The following is a 16,924-nucleotide window of genomic DNA, read 5'->3' on the forward strand; positions in this document are numbered from 1 at the left end:
ATATTTACCAAGCTTGGTGATCTTCTATCTCAAGTAAGCTCTCGTCTACAGGCTCTGCTTGCATAATATTGTACATAAATTTATTTACACTATCTCTCATTTGTTGTCTACTTATAGTTCTTGGATCCATTAAGTCATGCTGTACCCAACATATTTTAATATTTCTCTTACGAGCTTCTTCCTCGTAAATTCCACCTAAAGCATCCATTCCTTTACAAGAAATTTGATCTGTCATCAATACGAAATCTGCATTGTATTCTTCACATAACTGCCATAATTCATCAAGTGCATGTGGGTATCCACCTTTTGTATGCTTACGCATAGTAGCTCTTGAATACTGATGAGCAATTCCCTCTAACATAGTATCTGGTGTAGATGTATCTATCAGATCTACTGATGTATGAGTTTCTAGGTCATTTAATACACTAACTCCCCATGCATTTTCTGTCCATAAGGATAAATGAGTATAATAGTTTGAAGGACAGTTCCATAAGATTGCTCTATATTTAGGATTTTTAGTACATAATTCTTTATTTTTATAAGCTTTTTTAATTAATTTATTAACCTTTTTATCTGTTTTTACAAACAACGGATGGCCTGCACCCATTTGATAATAGTAAATTCTATAAAGCCATAAAGATGCTCCTGTTACCTGTGGATAATCTGTTCTATTTATTTCCCACTTTTCTATCTCGTATTCAGACTGCTTATTATATGTTTCACATACTTCTCTAAGCCTATTCCAATCCATTTTCTTTCCAGTATTCTCTTCAATGAAGGCTATCATTTCCTTAAGTTCTTCAACCATTATTTCTTTACCGCCTTCTTCATCATATCTTAAAGGAACATCTAGTATATGAGTTGGAAGGTTAATTCTTCTATCTATTATAGCTGTTGTAGCAGCACTTCCATCACAAGGCATGTTACTAACCACTGCACATTTACCAGTTTTAGGATAATCATCCTCAATTGCAACCCCTGCACTTCCCGATGGAAGAGGACATACATCTGCTGGAACTCCATAATTTTCAACAGCATCTATATAATACTTAGTAATTTGTTGGTCTACCATTGAAGATATAAAGTACGGAGCAAGCTCAAGTGGACATGTTTTAAGTCCCATACCTACAACTATTTGAGGAGGAATTAATTCATCTATTACTACTACCTCATCTTGGTGATTGAAAGTATTATGAAGAATTTCAGTTAAATGTTTTACAATAGATGAATAATGTAGATGTGCTACCTTTAAAGCTGTTCCTCTTAATCCTTGAGTATGTCTATCAACAAACTCATGTGTATGCAAGTAACTAAATAACCAACGGTATTTGCTAAGTGCTTTTAAAAATTGAATTGGGCTCTTTAAAACGAAAACCAACAATGCTTTCCAGTTAGCAAGCCAATAGTGATAATCTACAATAGTATCTTTAATACCACGCCATTCTCTCATCTATTTCACCTTACCTTTTTTTTGAATTTCTTTTATTTCAAGACTCTCAACGAATGCTTGAACACGAGTTCTAAGCTGACCTGCAGAACTCATAGTATACTCTCTCTCAATTGTAACAGCTGGTATATTGTGTTTATTTATCATGTCGTGAGAGGCTGTAGATTTCTCATATCCCCAGTAATCACAGAATTTCATTGTTTCATAAATTATTCCATCTGCATTAAAATCATTTACAAGCTTTAGAGTATAAGCTTCTCTTCTTTTAACTCCATCCATCATTCTAGGACATTGACAGGTTTCAATATAATGTCTTACAACATCCTCAAATGGGTCATCAGTTGTTAATTTAATAGGCTCTATTTCTGGATAAGCTCCATAACAGAATCTATCTGCAACAACTAAAGCTCCCTGGTCTTCTATTAATTTTATAAACTCTGGATTATCTATTTCAGATCCTACAACTACTACTCTAGCTCTATACTTTTTATCATCAGGAATACGATGTTTTATTTCTTCCAATGTTTCTATTAAATAATTCTTAATAAGATGCTTTGGACAAACTTTTGCAACTAGGTTTATAGTATGAAACTCTGTTCCAGTTATTTTTGGTTTATCTTCTTTTCTAAACTCTGAGATTTGTCTTAAAATATCATTTATTTCATTATGCTCTTTTACTGATTGAATTAACGCTTCTTTACTTACATCTATATTGTAGTTTTTAGACATAGGCTTCAAAAACTTCTCTTTCAATTGTTCTGTCATCTTTTTTATTCTAAAATCAGATATTTTCTTAGGAACATCTAACCAATCAATAAAGAATTTATCATTTTCCACTAAATTAAGCATTTCAAAATGCTCTGAACATCTATTCATATGTGAACACGTTTCACTAGCCAAAAAACCACCTAAGAAATTATATCCACCTTCGATAGCTCTCTCAAGTATTCCTCTACAATAACTACAAACAAAATTAGATAAGTAGTACGAAGCTATACTTGTTGATCCTGTAAGTGGAGCTCTTAGCCTAACACTAAAACCTTTTCCCATATTCATGATTGGTTCAGGAACATGATAACATGTATACCCTAAAGCTACTCCTCCATCATTTATAGCTTCTCTTATAAGCTCATTATCAGCAGCTTCTAGAAGCTTCTCAAAATAATTAATATGCTTTAAATCTTTCAATCGCTGTTACCTCCTTATAGTATCCTAAATTTTTCAAGTGCACTTTTAAGTTCCTTAACTGATAAATCATTTTCTATATTAAGTAAACTCTCTCCCTTAATATCCGTATAACTTATATTCTTATCCTCTGATACGAAGCTATATTGGCAAAGTCCATCAATATCTACCAACTCTTTTACGTTTTCATCTTGAATCCTATTTATAATAGCTCCTATTTCTTCATATGCTACTAAGTCCTTTGCAACCTCTGCTATAGTTTTAATAACATTTATACCTTTTTTACTAGCATCACTTACTAATAATAAGTGAGTAACAGTTTCCATTACTCTTCTATTTATTTGCTCTATTCCAGCTTCTCCATCTATTACAACATAATCAAATTTATCAGATATTTCTTTTATAATATGCTTTAAATAAGTATTTATCTTACAATAGCATCCTTCACTCTCAGGTCTTCCAACAGCTAAAAATGCAAATCCATCTTTTTCAACCATAGCATCAAACACTTCATAATCTAGGTTTGTTAAGATTGATAATTTAGAATCTCTCTCACCATTCATAGCTGCATCTATTACGTTTTTTCTAATATCGTCTATAGTTTTCCCAACCTCTACGCCAAGTGCAGTAGATAATCCTATTGCAGGGTCTGCATCAATAGCTAGTATTTTAGCACCTGGCTTATTCTCTACTAATAATTTAACAATCAAAGCCGACATAGATGTCTTTCCAACTCCACCCTTACCTGTAACCGCTATTGTCTTTGCCATAAAATAACCTCCTAATGTGAAATCTATAATTTTACATAGTTATTATAACGCTGTTATTTTTACCTTTGTTGACATTTTACCATACCATTCTACATTGTTCAATATTTAACTATGTTTTTTTTAGAATTTCCAAATATCATAATTTTGTGTTACTATATAAAAAGCAAGGAGGTGTTTATTTTGCCACCAAAAGAAAAAACTCAAAAAGAAAAACAAATAGAAAAAAGCAAAATATTAAACTGTGCTCTAAATATTATAAGTACAGAAGGATTTAATTCTCTATCTATGAGATATATTGGTAAAAAACTCAATTTTTCAGCTACCAAAATATATAGTTATTTTCATAATAAAGATGAAATTTATATAGCTTTAGTGGTTGAAAGTTTTAGAATTCTAATCCAAAATTCATCTGATGATCTTGTTAAATGTAATACCCCTAAAGAAAAAATACAGTGCTTTATTAAGAGTATAATAAGATTTTCTAAGGAATATCCTTATAAATACGAGCTTTTATTTGACCTAAAATCCCCTAAATACCTAGACTATATAAATACTCCACTTGAAAAGGTTGCTCTAGAAAAGCACTTAGTTGGATTTGAATGGTTTAATTTGCTAAAGAAAACAGTAGAAGATTATGTTAATTATAATAGTTTTAAATTAACATATGATTTCGATACTACAGCACTTCTTTTCTTTAGTTTTATTCATGGTTCTATCAATTTATATCATAACAAGATAGTTTATGAAGTTTGTAAAGACCCTGATAAATACTTAGATATTTTAGCAGAATCAGCGCTTAATAATATTGACGCTATGTTAAATATTTCAACAGAAAACCCCATTTAAACAAAATATTTTGTTTAAATGGGGTTTTTTATTGAAAGTTTCTTGACAATTAATTATCATGATGTTATAATTACAGTGTTATAATTACAGCGTTATAATAACGCCGTTATATTAAAGGAGGTCGTTATGTCTTTACTTAATACGATTAAAATATCAGTAGCAAAGCCTATATTCAAACTTGTTCACCAACCTAAAGCTACCACTTATACAGGTCCAGGATCTGTCAAGAAATTAGGTAGTATAGTAAACAGTTACAATCTAAAAAAAGTATTAATAGTTACAGATTCTGTATTGTTAGGACTTGGTTTATTAGATGGTTTAAAGAAGAGTTTAGAAGAATCTAATGTTGAATATGTAATCTATGATGGAGTTAAACCAGACCCTACTTTTACAATTGTAGAAGATGGTATTTCAATGATAAAAAAACAAGGTTGTGATGGAGTTATAGCTTTTGGAGGAGGTTCTGCAATCGATGCAGCAAAAGTTATGTCTGTAGCCTACACTAATCAATGCTCACCAGCTCAATTAAAAGGAATGTTAAAAGTAAAGAAAAAAGGATTACCTTTCTTTGCCGTTCCAACAACAGCTGGTACAGGTTCTGAAGCCACTCTTGTTGCTGTAATATCTGATCCTGTTACTCACCAAAAAGTGACAGTTATAGATCCTAAGGTTATACCTCAAGTTGCTGTTTTAGATCCAGAACTTACAACAGGTTTGCCTGCTCATATTACATCTACAACTGCTATGGATGCTCTAACTCATGCTATAGAAGCATTTATAAGTGAATATGCAACAGAAGAAACTATGCAGTATTCAAGAGTATCTATTAAGATGATTTATTCTAACTTAGTGCATTCTTATAATAATCCTACAGATTTAGATGCTAGATCAGCTCTATTAGAAGCTTCTTACTATGCTGGTTTAGCATTTAGTAAAGCTTTTATTGGTTATGTTCATGCGTTTTCTCACAACATTGGTGGAGCTTTTGGTATACCTCACGGACTTGCAAATGCAGTAATTTTACCTCATGTAATTGAATTTTCAAAGCCAAATTGCATAGATAAGTTAGCTGAACTTGCTATATTAGTAGGGTTAGGTTCTAAGAAAGAAAAACCTGAAGTCTTAGCTGATAAATTTGTACAAAGTATATTTGACTTAAATAGAAATTTAAACATTCCTGAAAGATTGGATAAGTTTAAGATGAAAGATATTAAAAAGATAAGAGAAGCTGGATTTAAAGAATGCCATGGAACGTATCCTGTTCCAAGATATTTAACAGCTAAACAAGCTGACGAACTTCTTTCAAAAGTTGCAAGTAACTAATATACTATAATTCACACATAAAAAAGCGAAGCCATATAAGAAATACTTATATGGCTTCGCTTTTTTATTATTTCATTATCTTACACATATTATTAGTAAACTCTACAGGATCTTCTATAGGAAGTCCTTCTATAAGTAAAGCTTGGTTATAAAGTAAGCCTGTATATAACTTAAACTTATCTTTGTCATTTTCATATGCATCTTTTAAAGAATTGAATATATCGTGATTTACATTTATCTCTAAAACTTTATCAGCTTTTATTCCTTGACTTTCAGGCATAGCATTTAGAATCTTTTCCATCTCTATACTTAAATCTCCATCATTAGATAAGCATACAGGATGTTTTTTAAGTCTCTTAGATGCTCTAACAAATTTAACCTTATCAGCTAAAGATTCCTTCATAAATTCGAATAAATCTTTGTTTTCATTCTCATCAACTGAAGTTTCACTATCATCTGATTCTATTCCTAAATCATTACTAGATACAGACTTGAACTCTTTTTCTTTATAGTTCATAAGAACTCTTATAGCAAATTCATCTACATCATCTGTAAAGTAAAGTATTTCATATCCTTTATCCTTTATAAGATCAGTTTGTGGTAATTTATCAATTCTATCAATAGACTCCCCAGCAGCATAGTATATATACTTTTGATCCTCTGGCATTCTAGATATATACTCATCTAAAGTAACTAGCTTCTTCTCTTTTGATGAATAAAACATAAGTAAATCTTGAAGTACCTCTTTGTTAGCTCCAAAATCACTATATACGCCATACTTTAAGTGTCTTCCAAATGACTCATAGAACTTCTCATAATTCTCTCTTTCATTCTTTAATAAGTTCTTTAACTCATTCTTTATTTTATTCTTTATATTCTTAGCTATAGACTTTAATTGTCTATCATGTTGTAGTATTTCTCTTGATATATTTAAAGATAGGTCTTCAGAATCCACTATACCTTTTACAAATCCAAAATAATCTGGAAGTAAGTCAGAACATTTTTCCATAATCATAACTCCGCTTGAATAAAGCTCTAAACCTTTTTCATATTCCTTAGTATAAAAATCATACGGAGTTTTTTCTGGAATATATAATATAGCATTGTATCTTATCATACCATCAACACTAAGGTGAACATGCTTTAAAGGCTTATCAAATCCATAATGCTTTTCTGCATAAAAGTTTTCATAGTCTTCATCTTTAAGCTCATTTTTATTTTTTCTCCATATAGGAACCATGCTGTTTACAGTTTCTTCTTGAACAACATCTTCATATTCACCTTCAGTTCCTTCTTTAGGCTTTTTAGTAGTTACATTCATCTTGATTGGGTATCTTATAAAGTCAGAGTATTTCTTAATTATATTTTTTATTGTATATTCTTCTAAATACCTATCAAAGTCATCATCTTCTGTACATTCTTTTATCTTAAGTATAATTTCCGTTCCTACACTATCCTTACTGCATTCTTCAATAGTGTAACCATCTACACCTTTAGATTCCCACTTATAAGCTGTGTCAGATTCAAAAGCCTTACTTATAACAGTTACATTATCTGCTACTAAAAATGCTGAATAAAAACCTACTCCAAATTGACCTATTATATCGTGTCCATCTTTGATTTCATTATCTTTTTTGAACTGTAAAGATCCACTCTTAGCTATAACCCCTAGATTATTCTCAAGTTCATCCTTATTCATTCCAATACCAGTATCTGATATTTTAATTAATCTATTATCCTTATCAACAGCTATATCTATATAATAATCATCTTTATTAAATGTTATAGTATCATCAGTCAATGCCTTATAGTATATCTTATCTATAGCATCACTTGAATTTGATATAAGCTCTCTTAAAAAAATCTCCCTGTGAGTATAAATTGAATTGATCATAAGATCTAACAATCTTTTAGATTCTGCTTTGAATTCTTTTCTTTCCAAATTAATCTCTCCTTCCGACTTCTTATGTATATAATTTTTGTTAGCACTCTATCTCATTGAGTGATAACCCCTACCTCTTATATATCATATATTAAACCTTATGTCAATATATTTTGAATGTAACAAAATACAAGGGAAAGATATAATAGAATATTCTATTATATCTTTCCCTTTGAATTATCTATAGAGTGAGACTTAATTATTTCTCTAATATTCCTCTTAGAATTTTTTCTGGTGTAATAGGTAAACTTCTTACATTAACACCCACTGCATTATAAACAGCATGTGCAATTGCTGGTGATGGAGTATTGATTACAACTTCACCTATAGACTTTGCTCCAAATGGTCCCGTTGGTTCATAACTAGATTCAAAATCCACAGTTATCTTAGCTATATCTTTTCTACATGGAATTTTATACTGCATAAATGTATTTGTTTGCATTTTTCCAGCATCACTATATCTAACATCCTCATACATTGCCATACCTATTCCTTGAACCAATCCTCCTTCTACTTGGATTCGTGCAAGCTTTGGATTTATAACCGTTCCACAGTCAACAACTGCAACATAATCAATCAAATCTATTTTACCACTTTCTTTATCGACTTCTACCTCAGCAAATCCTGCAATAAACGGAGGAGGACTTGTTTCTCCACCAAAAGAACCGACTCCAATCAATTGATTTTTTCCCTCTCCTATTGATAATCGCTGTGCTATTTCATCAAGAGATAATACCTTTTCTTCATTCATTGTTTTTATAAATGACCCATCAAACGTTAAGTCTTCTTTCGATATATCTAAAAGATTTGCTGCATTTTCTAATATTTTATTTTTCATATCTTCACAGGCTTTTATAACAGCATTTCCAGTAACATAAGTTGTACTAGAAGCATACGAACCTGTATCATATGGAGAAATATCCGTATCAGCAGTGTGTACAATTATCTTATCCATGGTAGTTTCTAAAACATCTGCTGCCATTTGTGCAAGAATAGTATCTGATCCTTGTCCCATATCTGTAGCACCTAATAAAAGTGTATAAAACCCATCATCATTTAATTTAATTACTGCTGAAGCTGTATCTATCCCAGGTATACCAGACCCTTGCATTGTTATTGCCATACCAACAGCTCTAACCTTTCCATTACCCATATCTTTTCCAAGGTACTTTTCATCCCATCCAATAAGTTTCTTTCCTTTTTCAATACATCTATCAAGAGTACAACTTGCTAAAGCAACAGGTTGTCCGTCTTTAGAACCTCCTAAAATAGGATTGGTATCTCCTTCTTTTATAATATTCTTTTCTCTAAGTTTAGCAGGATCTATATTTAATTTAGCTGCTAATTCATTTATTGCTGACTCTAATGCAAATATTCCCTGAGTAACACCATATCCTCTTAAAGCTCCTGCTGTCATTTTATTTGTATAAACCACATTACCCATATATCTTACTGCTTTTGCTTGATTGTATAGAGGAAGTGTCTTATGTCCTGCAACACTAAATACAGTCCATGCATGTTCACCATATGCACCTGTATCAGATAAAGCCTGCATATCTATAGCATTAATATTTCCCTCTTTATCCGATCCTATTTTCACTTTAATCCTCATAGCATGACGGCTAGTTGTACAACTAAATGTTTCTTTTCTATCATAAACAATTTTGGCTGGTTTTCCTGTTTTAAGTGTAACTATTGCTGGAAAAACTTCTACAGATGCTGTTTGCTTTCCACCAAAACCTCCACCAATTCTAGGTTTTATTACACGAATATTACTCTTTGGAATTTGTAAAGCTCTTGCAACAATTCTTCTAACATGAAAAGGAATCTGTGTAGCACTCACAATTGTAAGTCTTCCATTATGATCCATATAACTAAATGCACGATATGTTTCCATCATACCGTGAGCTTGAGCTTGAGTATAATAAGTTTCTTCTACCACAACCTCACTATTTTCAAGTTCAGCTTCTACATCTCCAACTTCTGTTTTATAAGAAGCTGCTATATTTTTTTCTTTATCCATACCAATATCAAAATTAACATGTAAATCATCTTCTGGATGAACTATAGATTTATGTTCTTGTGCTTTTTCAAAATCTAAAACAGGTTTATATACTTCATATTCAACCTTAATTAATTTCATAGCTTTTAGTGCAGTTTTCTCATCTACTGCAGCTATAATTGCAACTTCATCTCCTATATAACGAACATATTCATCTAAAATCAATCTATCATACGGAGATGGCTCAGGATAAGATTGACCTGCCATTGTAAATCTTTCATTTGGAACATCTTTATGTGTAAGTATACATTCAACTCCGTTTAATTTTTCTGCTTTTTGTGTATCTATATGTTTAATTTTTGCAAAAGCATAAGGGCTTCTAAGAATTTTTATAACCAATGAATTATTATCTAAGTCATCTGTGTAAACAGGTTTCCCCGTTGCAATATCCATTCCATCAATTTTTGAAATTGCACTATTTACAACCTTCATACTTATACTACCCCCATATATTTTTTTATCGCTCTTAACTGTCCAACATAGCCTGTACATCTACAAAGATTTCCTGTTAAGTAATGAACAATATCTTCTTCTGTAGGATTTTTAAGTTCTCTTTTCATTGCAAGTACAGTCATTATAAATCCGGGACTGCAAAATCCACATTGTTCAGCTCCTTCATTTACTAAAAACTCTGCGAACTCTCTTGCCTCTTCTTGAACACCTTCAATAGTTGTAATTTCTTTCCCGTTAACTCTTGCGGCAAGAATTGAACACGAAAGAACAGGCTTATCATCTATCCATACTGTACATAATCCACAAGATCCTGTGTCACAACCTTTTTTAACACTTAAAAAACCATATCTTCTCAATGTATCTGCTAAAAATTCATCACATTCTATTTCCATATCCATTTTTTTATTATTAATTGTAACTTCTATCTTCATTATAAAACCTCCATTAAAGCTCTTTTTACAAGGACTTTGCAAATTGCCTCTCTATATTCTTTACTACCTCTCATATTACTTCCAAAAGTTAACTCTTTTGCAGCAATACTTGAAGTTTGTTCAATATCTTCATTAGTTAGTTTACTTTTTCCTAAGTATATAGAAGCTTCTTTTGCTTTTTTTGCCCTTTGAGGTCTTGCTCCAACTACTATCTTAAAGTCTTTATCTTCTTTTGAAACAGCTACATTTAATAGAGCATAATCACTACTTGAATTTCTCATTGATTTAAATACTGCTTTTCTATTAGTTTTTTGAATAATAATTTTCGTTAAAATATCTTTCTCAAAGTCTTTCTCTAAAAATTCCTCTAAAGACATTCTTCCTCCGTTATAAAGTACTACATCCGCATCTATAGAAAGTAGGGCTGTAATCAAATCCGAGAATCCATATTTTGAATAAACAGTTCCACCTATTGTTACATTATTTCTAAGCTGAACTCCTACTATGTTTTTTACAGATTCTGATAAAACCCCATTAAAATATTTTGTTAAAATAGGACTTGTTTCTATTTCACGAAAAGTAGCCATAGCCCCAATTTCAATTGCTTCATCACATTCTTTTATATAGTTTAAATTGATTTTAGATAAATCAATAGCTGTTCCAATGTTTTTCGATCCCATTCTTAAAAAAGAACAGCCTCCTAATACAGTATTATTTCTTTTGTTTTTTAAGATATTATACGCGTCTTCCAATGTTTCAGGAAATACATAATTTTGTATAGAAATCAATTGTATTCCTCCCTCAAATTAATATATTGTATAAATATAAAAGGCATAATATTGGTTTTCAATATATGCCTTTATTCACATAAATTACTTCTATGCTCCAGAAAGAGATTTATTAGTATTATGTTCTACTTTTTTCTCCTTATCTTCTGGTAAAATAATATTTAATATAATTGCAATAGTTCCTGTAACAACCATTCCTGATCCTCCAAAGATCATTTTCACTGATTCTGGGAAATATGCAATTGCTTCTGGTACAGAACCAAGGCCAAATCCTAGTCCCATTGCAACAGCAACAATCATACTATTTCTTCCAGTAAGAGGTTCTTTTGTAATAAGATTAATTCCACTAATAGCTATCATCGAGAACATAACTATAGTAGCTCCACCTAATACACTTTGTGGCATTAAAGCAACAACAGTTCCAACCTTCGGAAATAATCCAGTTATAATTAAGAATACTGCTCCTACAGCAACTACAAATCTACTCATAATACCTGTAAGTGCAACTAATCCAACATTTTGACTAAAAGATGTATTTGGTAATACATTGAAGATAGCAGCCAAACAACTTCCTAATCCGTCTGCCATAACTCCTCCGGAAAGTTCTTTATCAGTAGCTTCACGATTAGCTCCGCCCATTGTAATTCCTGAAATATCTCCAACAGTTTCTACTGTTGTTAAAATATACATTAAAAGCATTCCAACAATTGCATCTAAATGAAATGTCATTCCATATTTAAATGGTGTAGGAAAAGATAGCCATTTAGCTTGTGATACAACAGAAAAATCAATCTTTCCCATTGGAATAGCTACAATATATCCAACTAAAATACCAATTAATATAGAAGCCATACTTGTAATTCCTTTTGTATATTGATTAAAAAACAATACAGTTACTAAAACAATTGTTCCTAAAAGAAGATTTGATGGTGATCCAAAATCTTTTGCACCAACCCCACCTGCAAAGTATTTTATTCCTACTGGTAAAAGAGATAAACCTATAGATAACACTACCGTCCCTGTTACTACAGGTGGAAAATATTTTCTAAGTGGTTTCAAAAAAGCACCCAATATCATCTCAAAGAATCCACCAACTAAAGATGCACCCAATACACCAGCAAGTCCATATTGTGCAGATATACTTATACCTACAGGCAAGAATCCAAAACTCGTACCCATAACAATAGGAAGCTTTGCTCCTATTGGTCCAATAGGATAAAGTTGAATTAAAGTAGTTACCCCAGCTATAAACATAGCACATTGAATCAAGAATGTTTTTTCATCAACAGGTAAATTCATAGCATTCGCAATAATAATTAAAGGTGCTACATTTCCTGCAAACATTGAAAGTATATGTTGCAATCCTAATGGGATTGCTCTATGTAGTGGCGGAATCCCGTCTAAATCATATATTTCATTATCTTTGTTCATGTCTTTTCCCCCTATTGCTTTATTGTGAAAATAATAATTTCTTTACAATCAAAATCTTTTTCTAAAATCATTATAACACAAAAAATGATTTTTACGAACCTTTTTTTAATTTTCTTGTTTTTTGTTTCTTTTTGTACGTATTTTAATCATATTTATCAATAAATTAAGTTCGCTTTTTGATTCTATATTATTTTACTTACTCAAAATCAATTCCATCAGTACTCATAGAATTAATAATAGCTAACGATTCTACTTTTATCCCACTATCTCTTAAAATCTTTCCTCCACCTTGAAATCCTTTTTCGATAGCAATCCCAATACCAGCCAAATTAGCTCCTGATTGACTTACTAAATCTTTTAGTCCTAATGCTGCCTGTGCATTAGCTAAAAAATCATCCAATACCAATATATTGTCTGTATCATTTAGATAATCTTTACAAACTCTTATCGAATAAGTTTTATCTTTAGTAAATGAATAAACCTTGCTCTCATACGCATTATCATTATCTACATTTTTACTTTCTACTTTTTTAGCAAATACTACAGGAACATTAAAATATTGAGCTGCTATTGCAGCTATCGCAATCCCTGAAGCCTCTATAGTTAAAATTTTAGTTATATTATCATCTTTAAAACGATTTTTAAATTCTTTCCCCATTTCATTCAATAGATTTATATCTAATTGATGATTTAAAAAACTATCAACTTTTAAAATTTCTTCCCCTCTAACTTTACCTTTTTCAACTATAACGTCTTTTAATAATTTCATTCTTCTCCTCCTCAAATTAAAAAAAACCCCATTTTTTTAAAATGGGGTTTAGTATATTCCTTCATGTCTATTAATAGCTCAATTTTTTAAGTATATCATTTGTATTACAAAAACACGTATGATTATACTTTTATTGTATGCTCTTAATGCATGCCTAAACACCCATAGTTGAATAATTTACGGTTATTCTGTAGAAACTCAGGGACCATATCTCCCTAATTATATGAGTGATACTATTCTATTTTTACATTTAGCTTTGGGTTTAAAGTTAATTCTAACTTAATTTTACATAAAAATCAATACTATTTTTTTATATCTTTTAAGTGGTCAAGACTTCCATTATTTTTTACCACAAGTATCTCTGACATAATACTAAAAGCAATTTCTTTAGGTGTTTCTCCTCCTAAATTAATTCCAATAGGAGCATATACTTTATCTAATTTTTCTTGAGATACTTTTTCACTTTTAAGATTATCCATTATATATTTTGTTTTGTTTTTACTCCCAATCATACCTATATATTTAGCATTACTATCTATAACAGATTTTAAAGCGACCTCATCATGTCTATGTCCTCTCGTTACAATGACTATATAACTATTATCATCTATAGGATATTCCTGTAAAACTTCTTCTATATTCCCGAGCTTCAACTCATCAGCCTTTGGAAATCTATGCATATTACAAAATTCCTCTCTATCTTCAACTATGATAGTGTGAAATTCTAGCATCTTGCCTAATTCATATAATTCAAATGCAATATGCCCTCCTCCAATAATAAACAACTTATCGAAGGGCTTAAAAACTTTAATAAAAACATCTACTTCACCACCGCACTGCATATGCAGACTTCCTTCGTCATCCGTTAGTTTAAAATTAAAATTTTTACTTTCTCCATTTATAATACATTTTTTAGCATTCTCCACTACAACTAACTCTAACGTTCCTCCACCTATAGTTCCAAAAATTGTTCCATCTTCCTTAATTCCCATCATAGAACCTTCTTTTCTTGGTGTAGAACCTTCTATTTTAGTTATAGTAGCTAATGCTACTTTTTTATTTAACTTTATCTCATCTGATATTTGATTTAAGATTTTATATTCCAATTTATTCACACTCCGTCTTTATCTTTTTTGAAGATCCCTTAGTATATAAAATAGCTTCTAAAACTCCTCCTGCAACCGATCTAGCTTTATCTGAAATAGTAAAACAATATTCTTTTATTCCTCTAGGATCAATATCCGCTATTTTAAGACCTTTTTTAACCTTAGAATTATGCATAATCATTCCTCTTAAAATGCCATCAAGAGAAGCTTTTACAGGTTCATTATCTACATAAGCAATAATTTGGTCTTTTTTAATTATATCTCCTATATCTGATAAGTTATTTATTATGCCATGGCAAGGAGCTCTTAATACCCTTTCTTTACCATACCCTAATATTTTACCAGGAATACCAGTATCAACTTTTGCATATCCTTTAAATATCAATTTTCCTAAATCATGTCCTCTATTTGTTTCAATTACAACATCTACATCTTCACCTGCATCAAAACCCGGACCAACTCCAATCGTAATGGGAGCCATTGTTCTATTCATTCCTAAATTTCTTTTAGCCAACGTAGCATCTACTAAAATATCTACTTTCATTTCATCTATTATTTTACATTCAGGATCTACAATAACAGGTATTTGATCATCATTCCATATTTTATATATATCCTTTGTGTTATATGCTTTTACTGATTTGACTTTTTCAACCACAGTCTCACAATCATATACTGCACTAGCAAACGAAACAGTTCTTCTAACCATAGTCGGTTTTTCTATTTCAAGTATCAATACCTTAAATCCACTTCTATGCAGCTTATGGCAAATACCTGTTGCAATATCTCCACCACCTCTTATTACAACAACATCCTCAAACATTTAATTTCGTCTCCATTTCATATATTCATCCCACGTATCTATATCTAGTCTAGCTATCTCATTATCAAAATGAACAAACTTCACCTCATCATATATATTTCCAATAATACTTTTCCCACCATCATCTCCTTCAATTCTAAGAAGTTGATCTTTTAATTTTGAAGAAAAAATTATTGGATTTCCTCTTTTGTCTTTATATATAGGTGCTACTATATCAGTATTTTCTTTTTTAAAGACATCTATCAATTTGTTTATAATAGAAGTATCTAAAAAAGGCTGATCTCCAACAAAAAACATAAATCCATCTGTTTCTATATTCGAAGCATTAATACCGAATTTTATAGACTCACTTTGTCCAAGTTCAGCTCTATCATTATAAACTGTTTTTACTTTATTTTTTATTCCTATTTCTTTTATTTTTTCATCTCTATATACCAATATAATTTCATCTATGTTAGATTCTTTTATCGCTTTAATAACCATTTCAATAATAGAAACGCCGCCAAAATCAAGCGTCAATTTATCTTTATTCATTCTTTTAGAAAATCCAGAAGCCATAATAATACCAGTAATCAAATTTTATCACTCCACTTAAAAACAATATTTTTATTAATAATACTACATGCTATAATACCAATTACCTCAAATTTGCTTTTAATTACTAACTCCTTAATTCTTGAAGCTATTTTTTTTCTTTCTTCACATTCCACCTTATTTAGCAAAACATATTTTTTACATTCTTTAGAAGTGTCTTTAAATAATCCTTTTTCATTTATAATTAATTTAAATATTTTATCTTCATCTATCATTTCTTCCATTTTACTATTGGTTATATTACAAAATAATTCTGGTCTATGAACATTTTCCTCATTTATTTTCTTTCCGATACAATCTAACCCAATTACCCCTACTACTTTATCTGTATTAATAGGTATAACAGGTTCATGATCAGCAGGTGACTTGATAGATTTTCTCTTAGAACCATCTGCTTCAACTAAAATATAATCAAATACTTTAAGATTATAAATTTCATCTATTGACTGCTTAGATAGTCCTAACAGTTTATTTTCCTTTGAAACTTCTCTTCCTATAACAGTAATGCTTCCTTCTTTAATTCTATCTATATTAATTGAATCATTCACTATTAATTCATCATAATCGCCTTCATTAGGATAGTATATTGCTGTTGAAGTCGTAACCAATACTTTTTTATTCCTGTTCTTTAATTCTTTTGCTAATTTAAATACACTAGTAGTTTTTCCTCCTGCACCTACAAACGATATTATTTCTTTTTTCGTAAATTTTATATCAAACAACTCATGAATTTTCATATTTTTCCCCCTTCCCAAAATGATATTCTAAGCATAAGGTCACTCCATATTTTTTATAAGTTCGTGTTAATTCGAATATTTTATATTTTATCATTATACAACTCATCATTCATATATTGCTTTATTCACTACTTTAGTCATCTTTGCAATTCCATTATATCATATTTTTTCCGAATATTATTTTGATAATATATTAAAACATATGGTAATATTTTTG

The 16,924-nt window shown here is 30.5% G+C and carries 15 protein-coding genes and 1 riboswitch; of the genes, 2 read left to right on the plus strand and 13 right to left on the minus strand.

All coding sequences use genetic code 11. The features are described from left to right. Positions 1-4: 4 nt before the first annotated feature. The 3 genes from WJW32_RS08365 to WJW32_RS08375 are packed head-to-tail and all read right to left on the minus strand — an operon-like array spanning position 5 to position 3,402. Entirely contained in the window at positions 5-1,450 is a 1,446-nt protein-coding gene (locus tag WJW32_RS08365; RefSeq protein WP_340257272.1) for a 2-hydroxyacyl-CoA dehydratase family protein, read from the minus strand. Continuing rightward, a complete protein-coding gene (locus WJW32_RS08370) occupies positions 1,451-2,635 on the minus strand; it encodes a 2-hydroxyacyl-CoA dehydratase family protein (protein ID WP_340257274.1) in 1,185 nt (394 codons plus the stop codon). Positions 2,636-2,649: 14 nt separating this feature from the next. Further along, positions 2,650-3,402, minus strand: coding sequence for an ATP-binding protein (locus WJW32_RS08375; protein ID WP_340257276.1), 753 nt, complete (start codon positions 3,400-3,402; stop codon positions 2,650-2,652). A 180-nt stretch (positions 3,403-3,582) separates the two neighbouring features. On the opposite strand from WJW32_RS08375, the gene WJW32_RS08380 reads away from it, so the two are divergent. Together WJW32_RS08380 and WJW32_RS08385 are read left to right on the plus strand one after the other, a co-directional pair. Then, positions 3,583-4,248: a TetR/AcrR family transcriptional regulator gene (locus WJW32_RS08380; RefSeq protein WP_340257278.1), complete on the plus strand. Its 666-nt coding sequence runs from the start codon at positions 3,583-3,585 to the stop codon at positions 4,246-4,248. A 126-nt stretch (positions 4,249-4,374) separates the two neighbouring features. After that, positions 4,375-5,571 carry an iron-containing alcohol dehydrogenase gene (locus tag WJW32_RS08385; protein ID WP_340257280.1) on the plus strand — a complete coding sequence of 399 codons (1,197 nt, stop codon included), beginning with the start codon at positions 4,375-4,377 and terminating at the stop codon, positions 5,569-5,571. Between the two features lie 67 nt (positions 5,572-5,638). Here WJW32_RS08385 and htpG read toward each other — a convergent pair whose 3' ends face one another. From htpG to yqeC, 10 genes are all read right to left on the minus strand, one after another. Then, positions 5,639-7,513 carry a molecular chaperone HtpG gene (gene htpG, locus WJW32_RS08390; protein WP_340257282.1) on the minus strand — a complete coding sequence of 625 codons (1,875 nt, stop codon included), beginning with the start codon at positions 7,511-7,513 and terminating at the stop codon, positions 5,639-5,641. Positions 7,514-7,712: 199 nt separating this feature from the next. Beyond that, entirely contained in the window at positions 7,713-10,007 is a 2,295-nt protein-coding gene (locus WJW32_RS08395) for a xanthine dehydrogenase family protein molybdopterin-binding subunit (protein ID WP_340257284.1), read from the minus strand. 2 nt (positions 10,008-10,009) lie between these two features. Further along, positions 10,010-10,459, minus strand: a complete 450-nt coding sequence (locus tag WJW32_RS08400; RefSeq protein WP_340257286.1) for a (2Fe-2S)-binding protein — start codon at positions 10,457-10,459, stop codon at positions 10,010-10,012. Then, positions 10,459-11,247 carry an FAD binding domain-containing protein gene (locus WJW32_RS08405; protein ID WP_340257288.1) on the minus strand — a complete coding sequence of 263 codons (789 nt, stop codon included), beginning with the start codon at positions 11,245-11,247 and terminating at the stop codon, positions 10,459-10,461. The genes WJW32_RS08400 and WJW32_RS08405 overlap by 1 nt, the downstream gene beginning before the upstream one ends. Positions 11,248-11,337: 90 nt before the next feature. Beyond that, positions 11,338-12,678 (minus strand): uracil-xanthine permease family protein, encoded by a 1,341-nt coding sequence (locus WJW32_RS08410; RefSeq protein ID WP_340257290.1) that lies wholly within the window; start codon positions 12,676-12,678, stop codon positions 11,338-11,340. Positions 12,679-12,874: 196 nt separating this feature from the next. After that, on the minus strand, positions 12,875-13,447 hold the full coding sequence (locus WJW32_RS08415; RefSeq protein ID WP_340257292.1) for a xanthine phosphoribosyltransferase: 573 nt from the start codon (positions 13,445-13,447) through the stop codon (positions 12,875-12,877). A 145-nt stretch (positions 13,448-13,592) separates the two neighbouring features. Further along, a riboswitch (purine riboswitch) is annotated at positions 13,593-13,694 on the minus strand. 55 nt (positions 13,695-13,749) lie between these two features. After that, positions 13,750-14,562 carry an XdhC family protein gene (locus WJW32_RS08420; RefSeq protein WP_340257294.1) on the minus strand — a complete coding sequence of 271 codons (813 nt, stop codon included), beginning with the start codon at positions 14,560-14,562 and terminating at the stop codon, positions 13,750-13,752. Then, positions 14,555-15,376, minus strand: coding sequence for a selenium-dependent molybdenum cofactor biosynthesis protein YqeB (gene yqeB, locus WJW32_RS08425; RefSeq protein ID WP_340257297.1), 822 nt, complete (start codon positions 15,374-15,376; stop codon positions 14,555-14,557). Before yqeB ends, WJW32_RS08420 begins: the two co-directional genes overlap by 8 nt. Then, a complete protein-coding gene (mocA, locus tag WJW32_RS08430; protein ID WP_340257300.1) occupies positions 15,377-15,952 on the minus strand; it encodes a molybdenum cofactor cytidylyltransferase in 576 nt (191 codons plus the stop codon). Continuing rightward, entirely contained in the window at positions 15,949-16,707 is a 759-nt protein-coding gene (gene yqeC, locus WJW32_RS08435) for a selenium cofactor biosynthesis protein YqeC (protein WP_340257302.1), read from the minus strand. The genes mocA and yqeC overlap by 4 nt, the downstream gene beginning before the upstream one ends. Between the last annotated feature and the right edge of the window lie 217 nt (positions 16,708-16,924).

The sequence above is a fragment of the Tepidibacter sp. Z1-5 genome (assembly GCF_037844525.1).
Taxonomy (GTDB): domain Bacteria; phylum Bacillota; class Clostridia; order Peptostreptococcales; family Peptostreptococcaceae; genus Tepidibacter_A.

Bases quoted from the DNA above. Each gene is read 5' to 3' on its own strand.
- WJW32_RS08365 (WP_340257272.1), bottom strand. From the start codon at position 1,450: ATGAGAGAATGGCGTGGTATTAAAGATACTATTGTAGATTATCACTAT.
- WJW32_RS08375 (WP_340257276.1), bottom strand. From the start codon at position 3,402: ATGGCAAAGACAATAGCGGTTACAGGTAAGGGTGGAGTTGGAAAGACA.
- WJW32_RS08385 (WP_340257280.1), top strand. From the start codon at position 4,375: ATGTCTTTACTTAATACGATTAAAATATCAGTAGCAAAGCCTATATTC.
- WJW32_RS08395 (WP_340257284.1), bottom strand. From the start codon at position 10,007: ATGAAGGTTGTAAATAGTGCAATTTCAAAAATTGATGGAATGGATATT.
- WJW32_RS08400 (WP_340257286.1), bottom strand. From the start codon at position 10,459: ATGAAGATAGAAGTTACAATTAATAATAAAAAAATGGATATGGAAATA.
- WJW32_RS08410 (WP_340257290.1), bottom strand. From the start codon at position 12,678: ATGAACAAAGATAATGAAATATATGATTTAGACGGGATTCCGCCACTA.
- WJW32_RS08415 (WP_340257292.1), bottom strand. From the start codon at position 13,447: ATGAAATTATTAAAAGACGTTATAGTTGAAAAAGGTAAAGTTAGAGGG.
- yqeB (WP_340257297.1), bottom strand. From the start codon at position 15,376: ATGTTTGAGGATGTTGTTGTAATAAGAGGTGGTGGAGATATTGCAACA.
- yqeC (WP_340257302.1), bottom strand. From the start codon at position 16,707: ATGAAAATTCATGAGTTGTTTGATATAAAATTTACGAAAAAAGAAATA.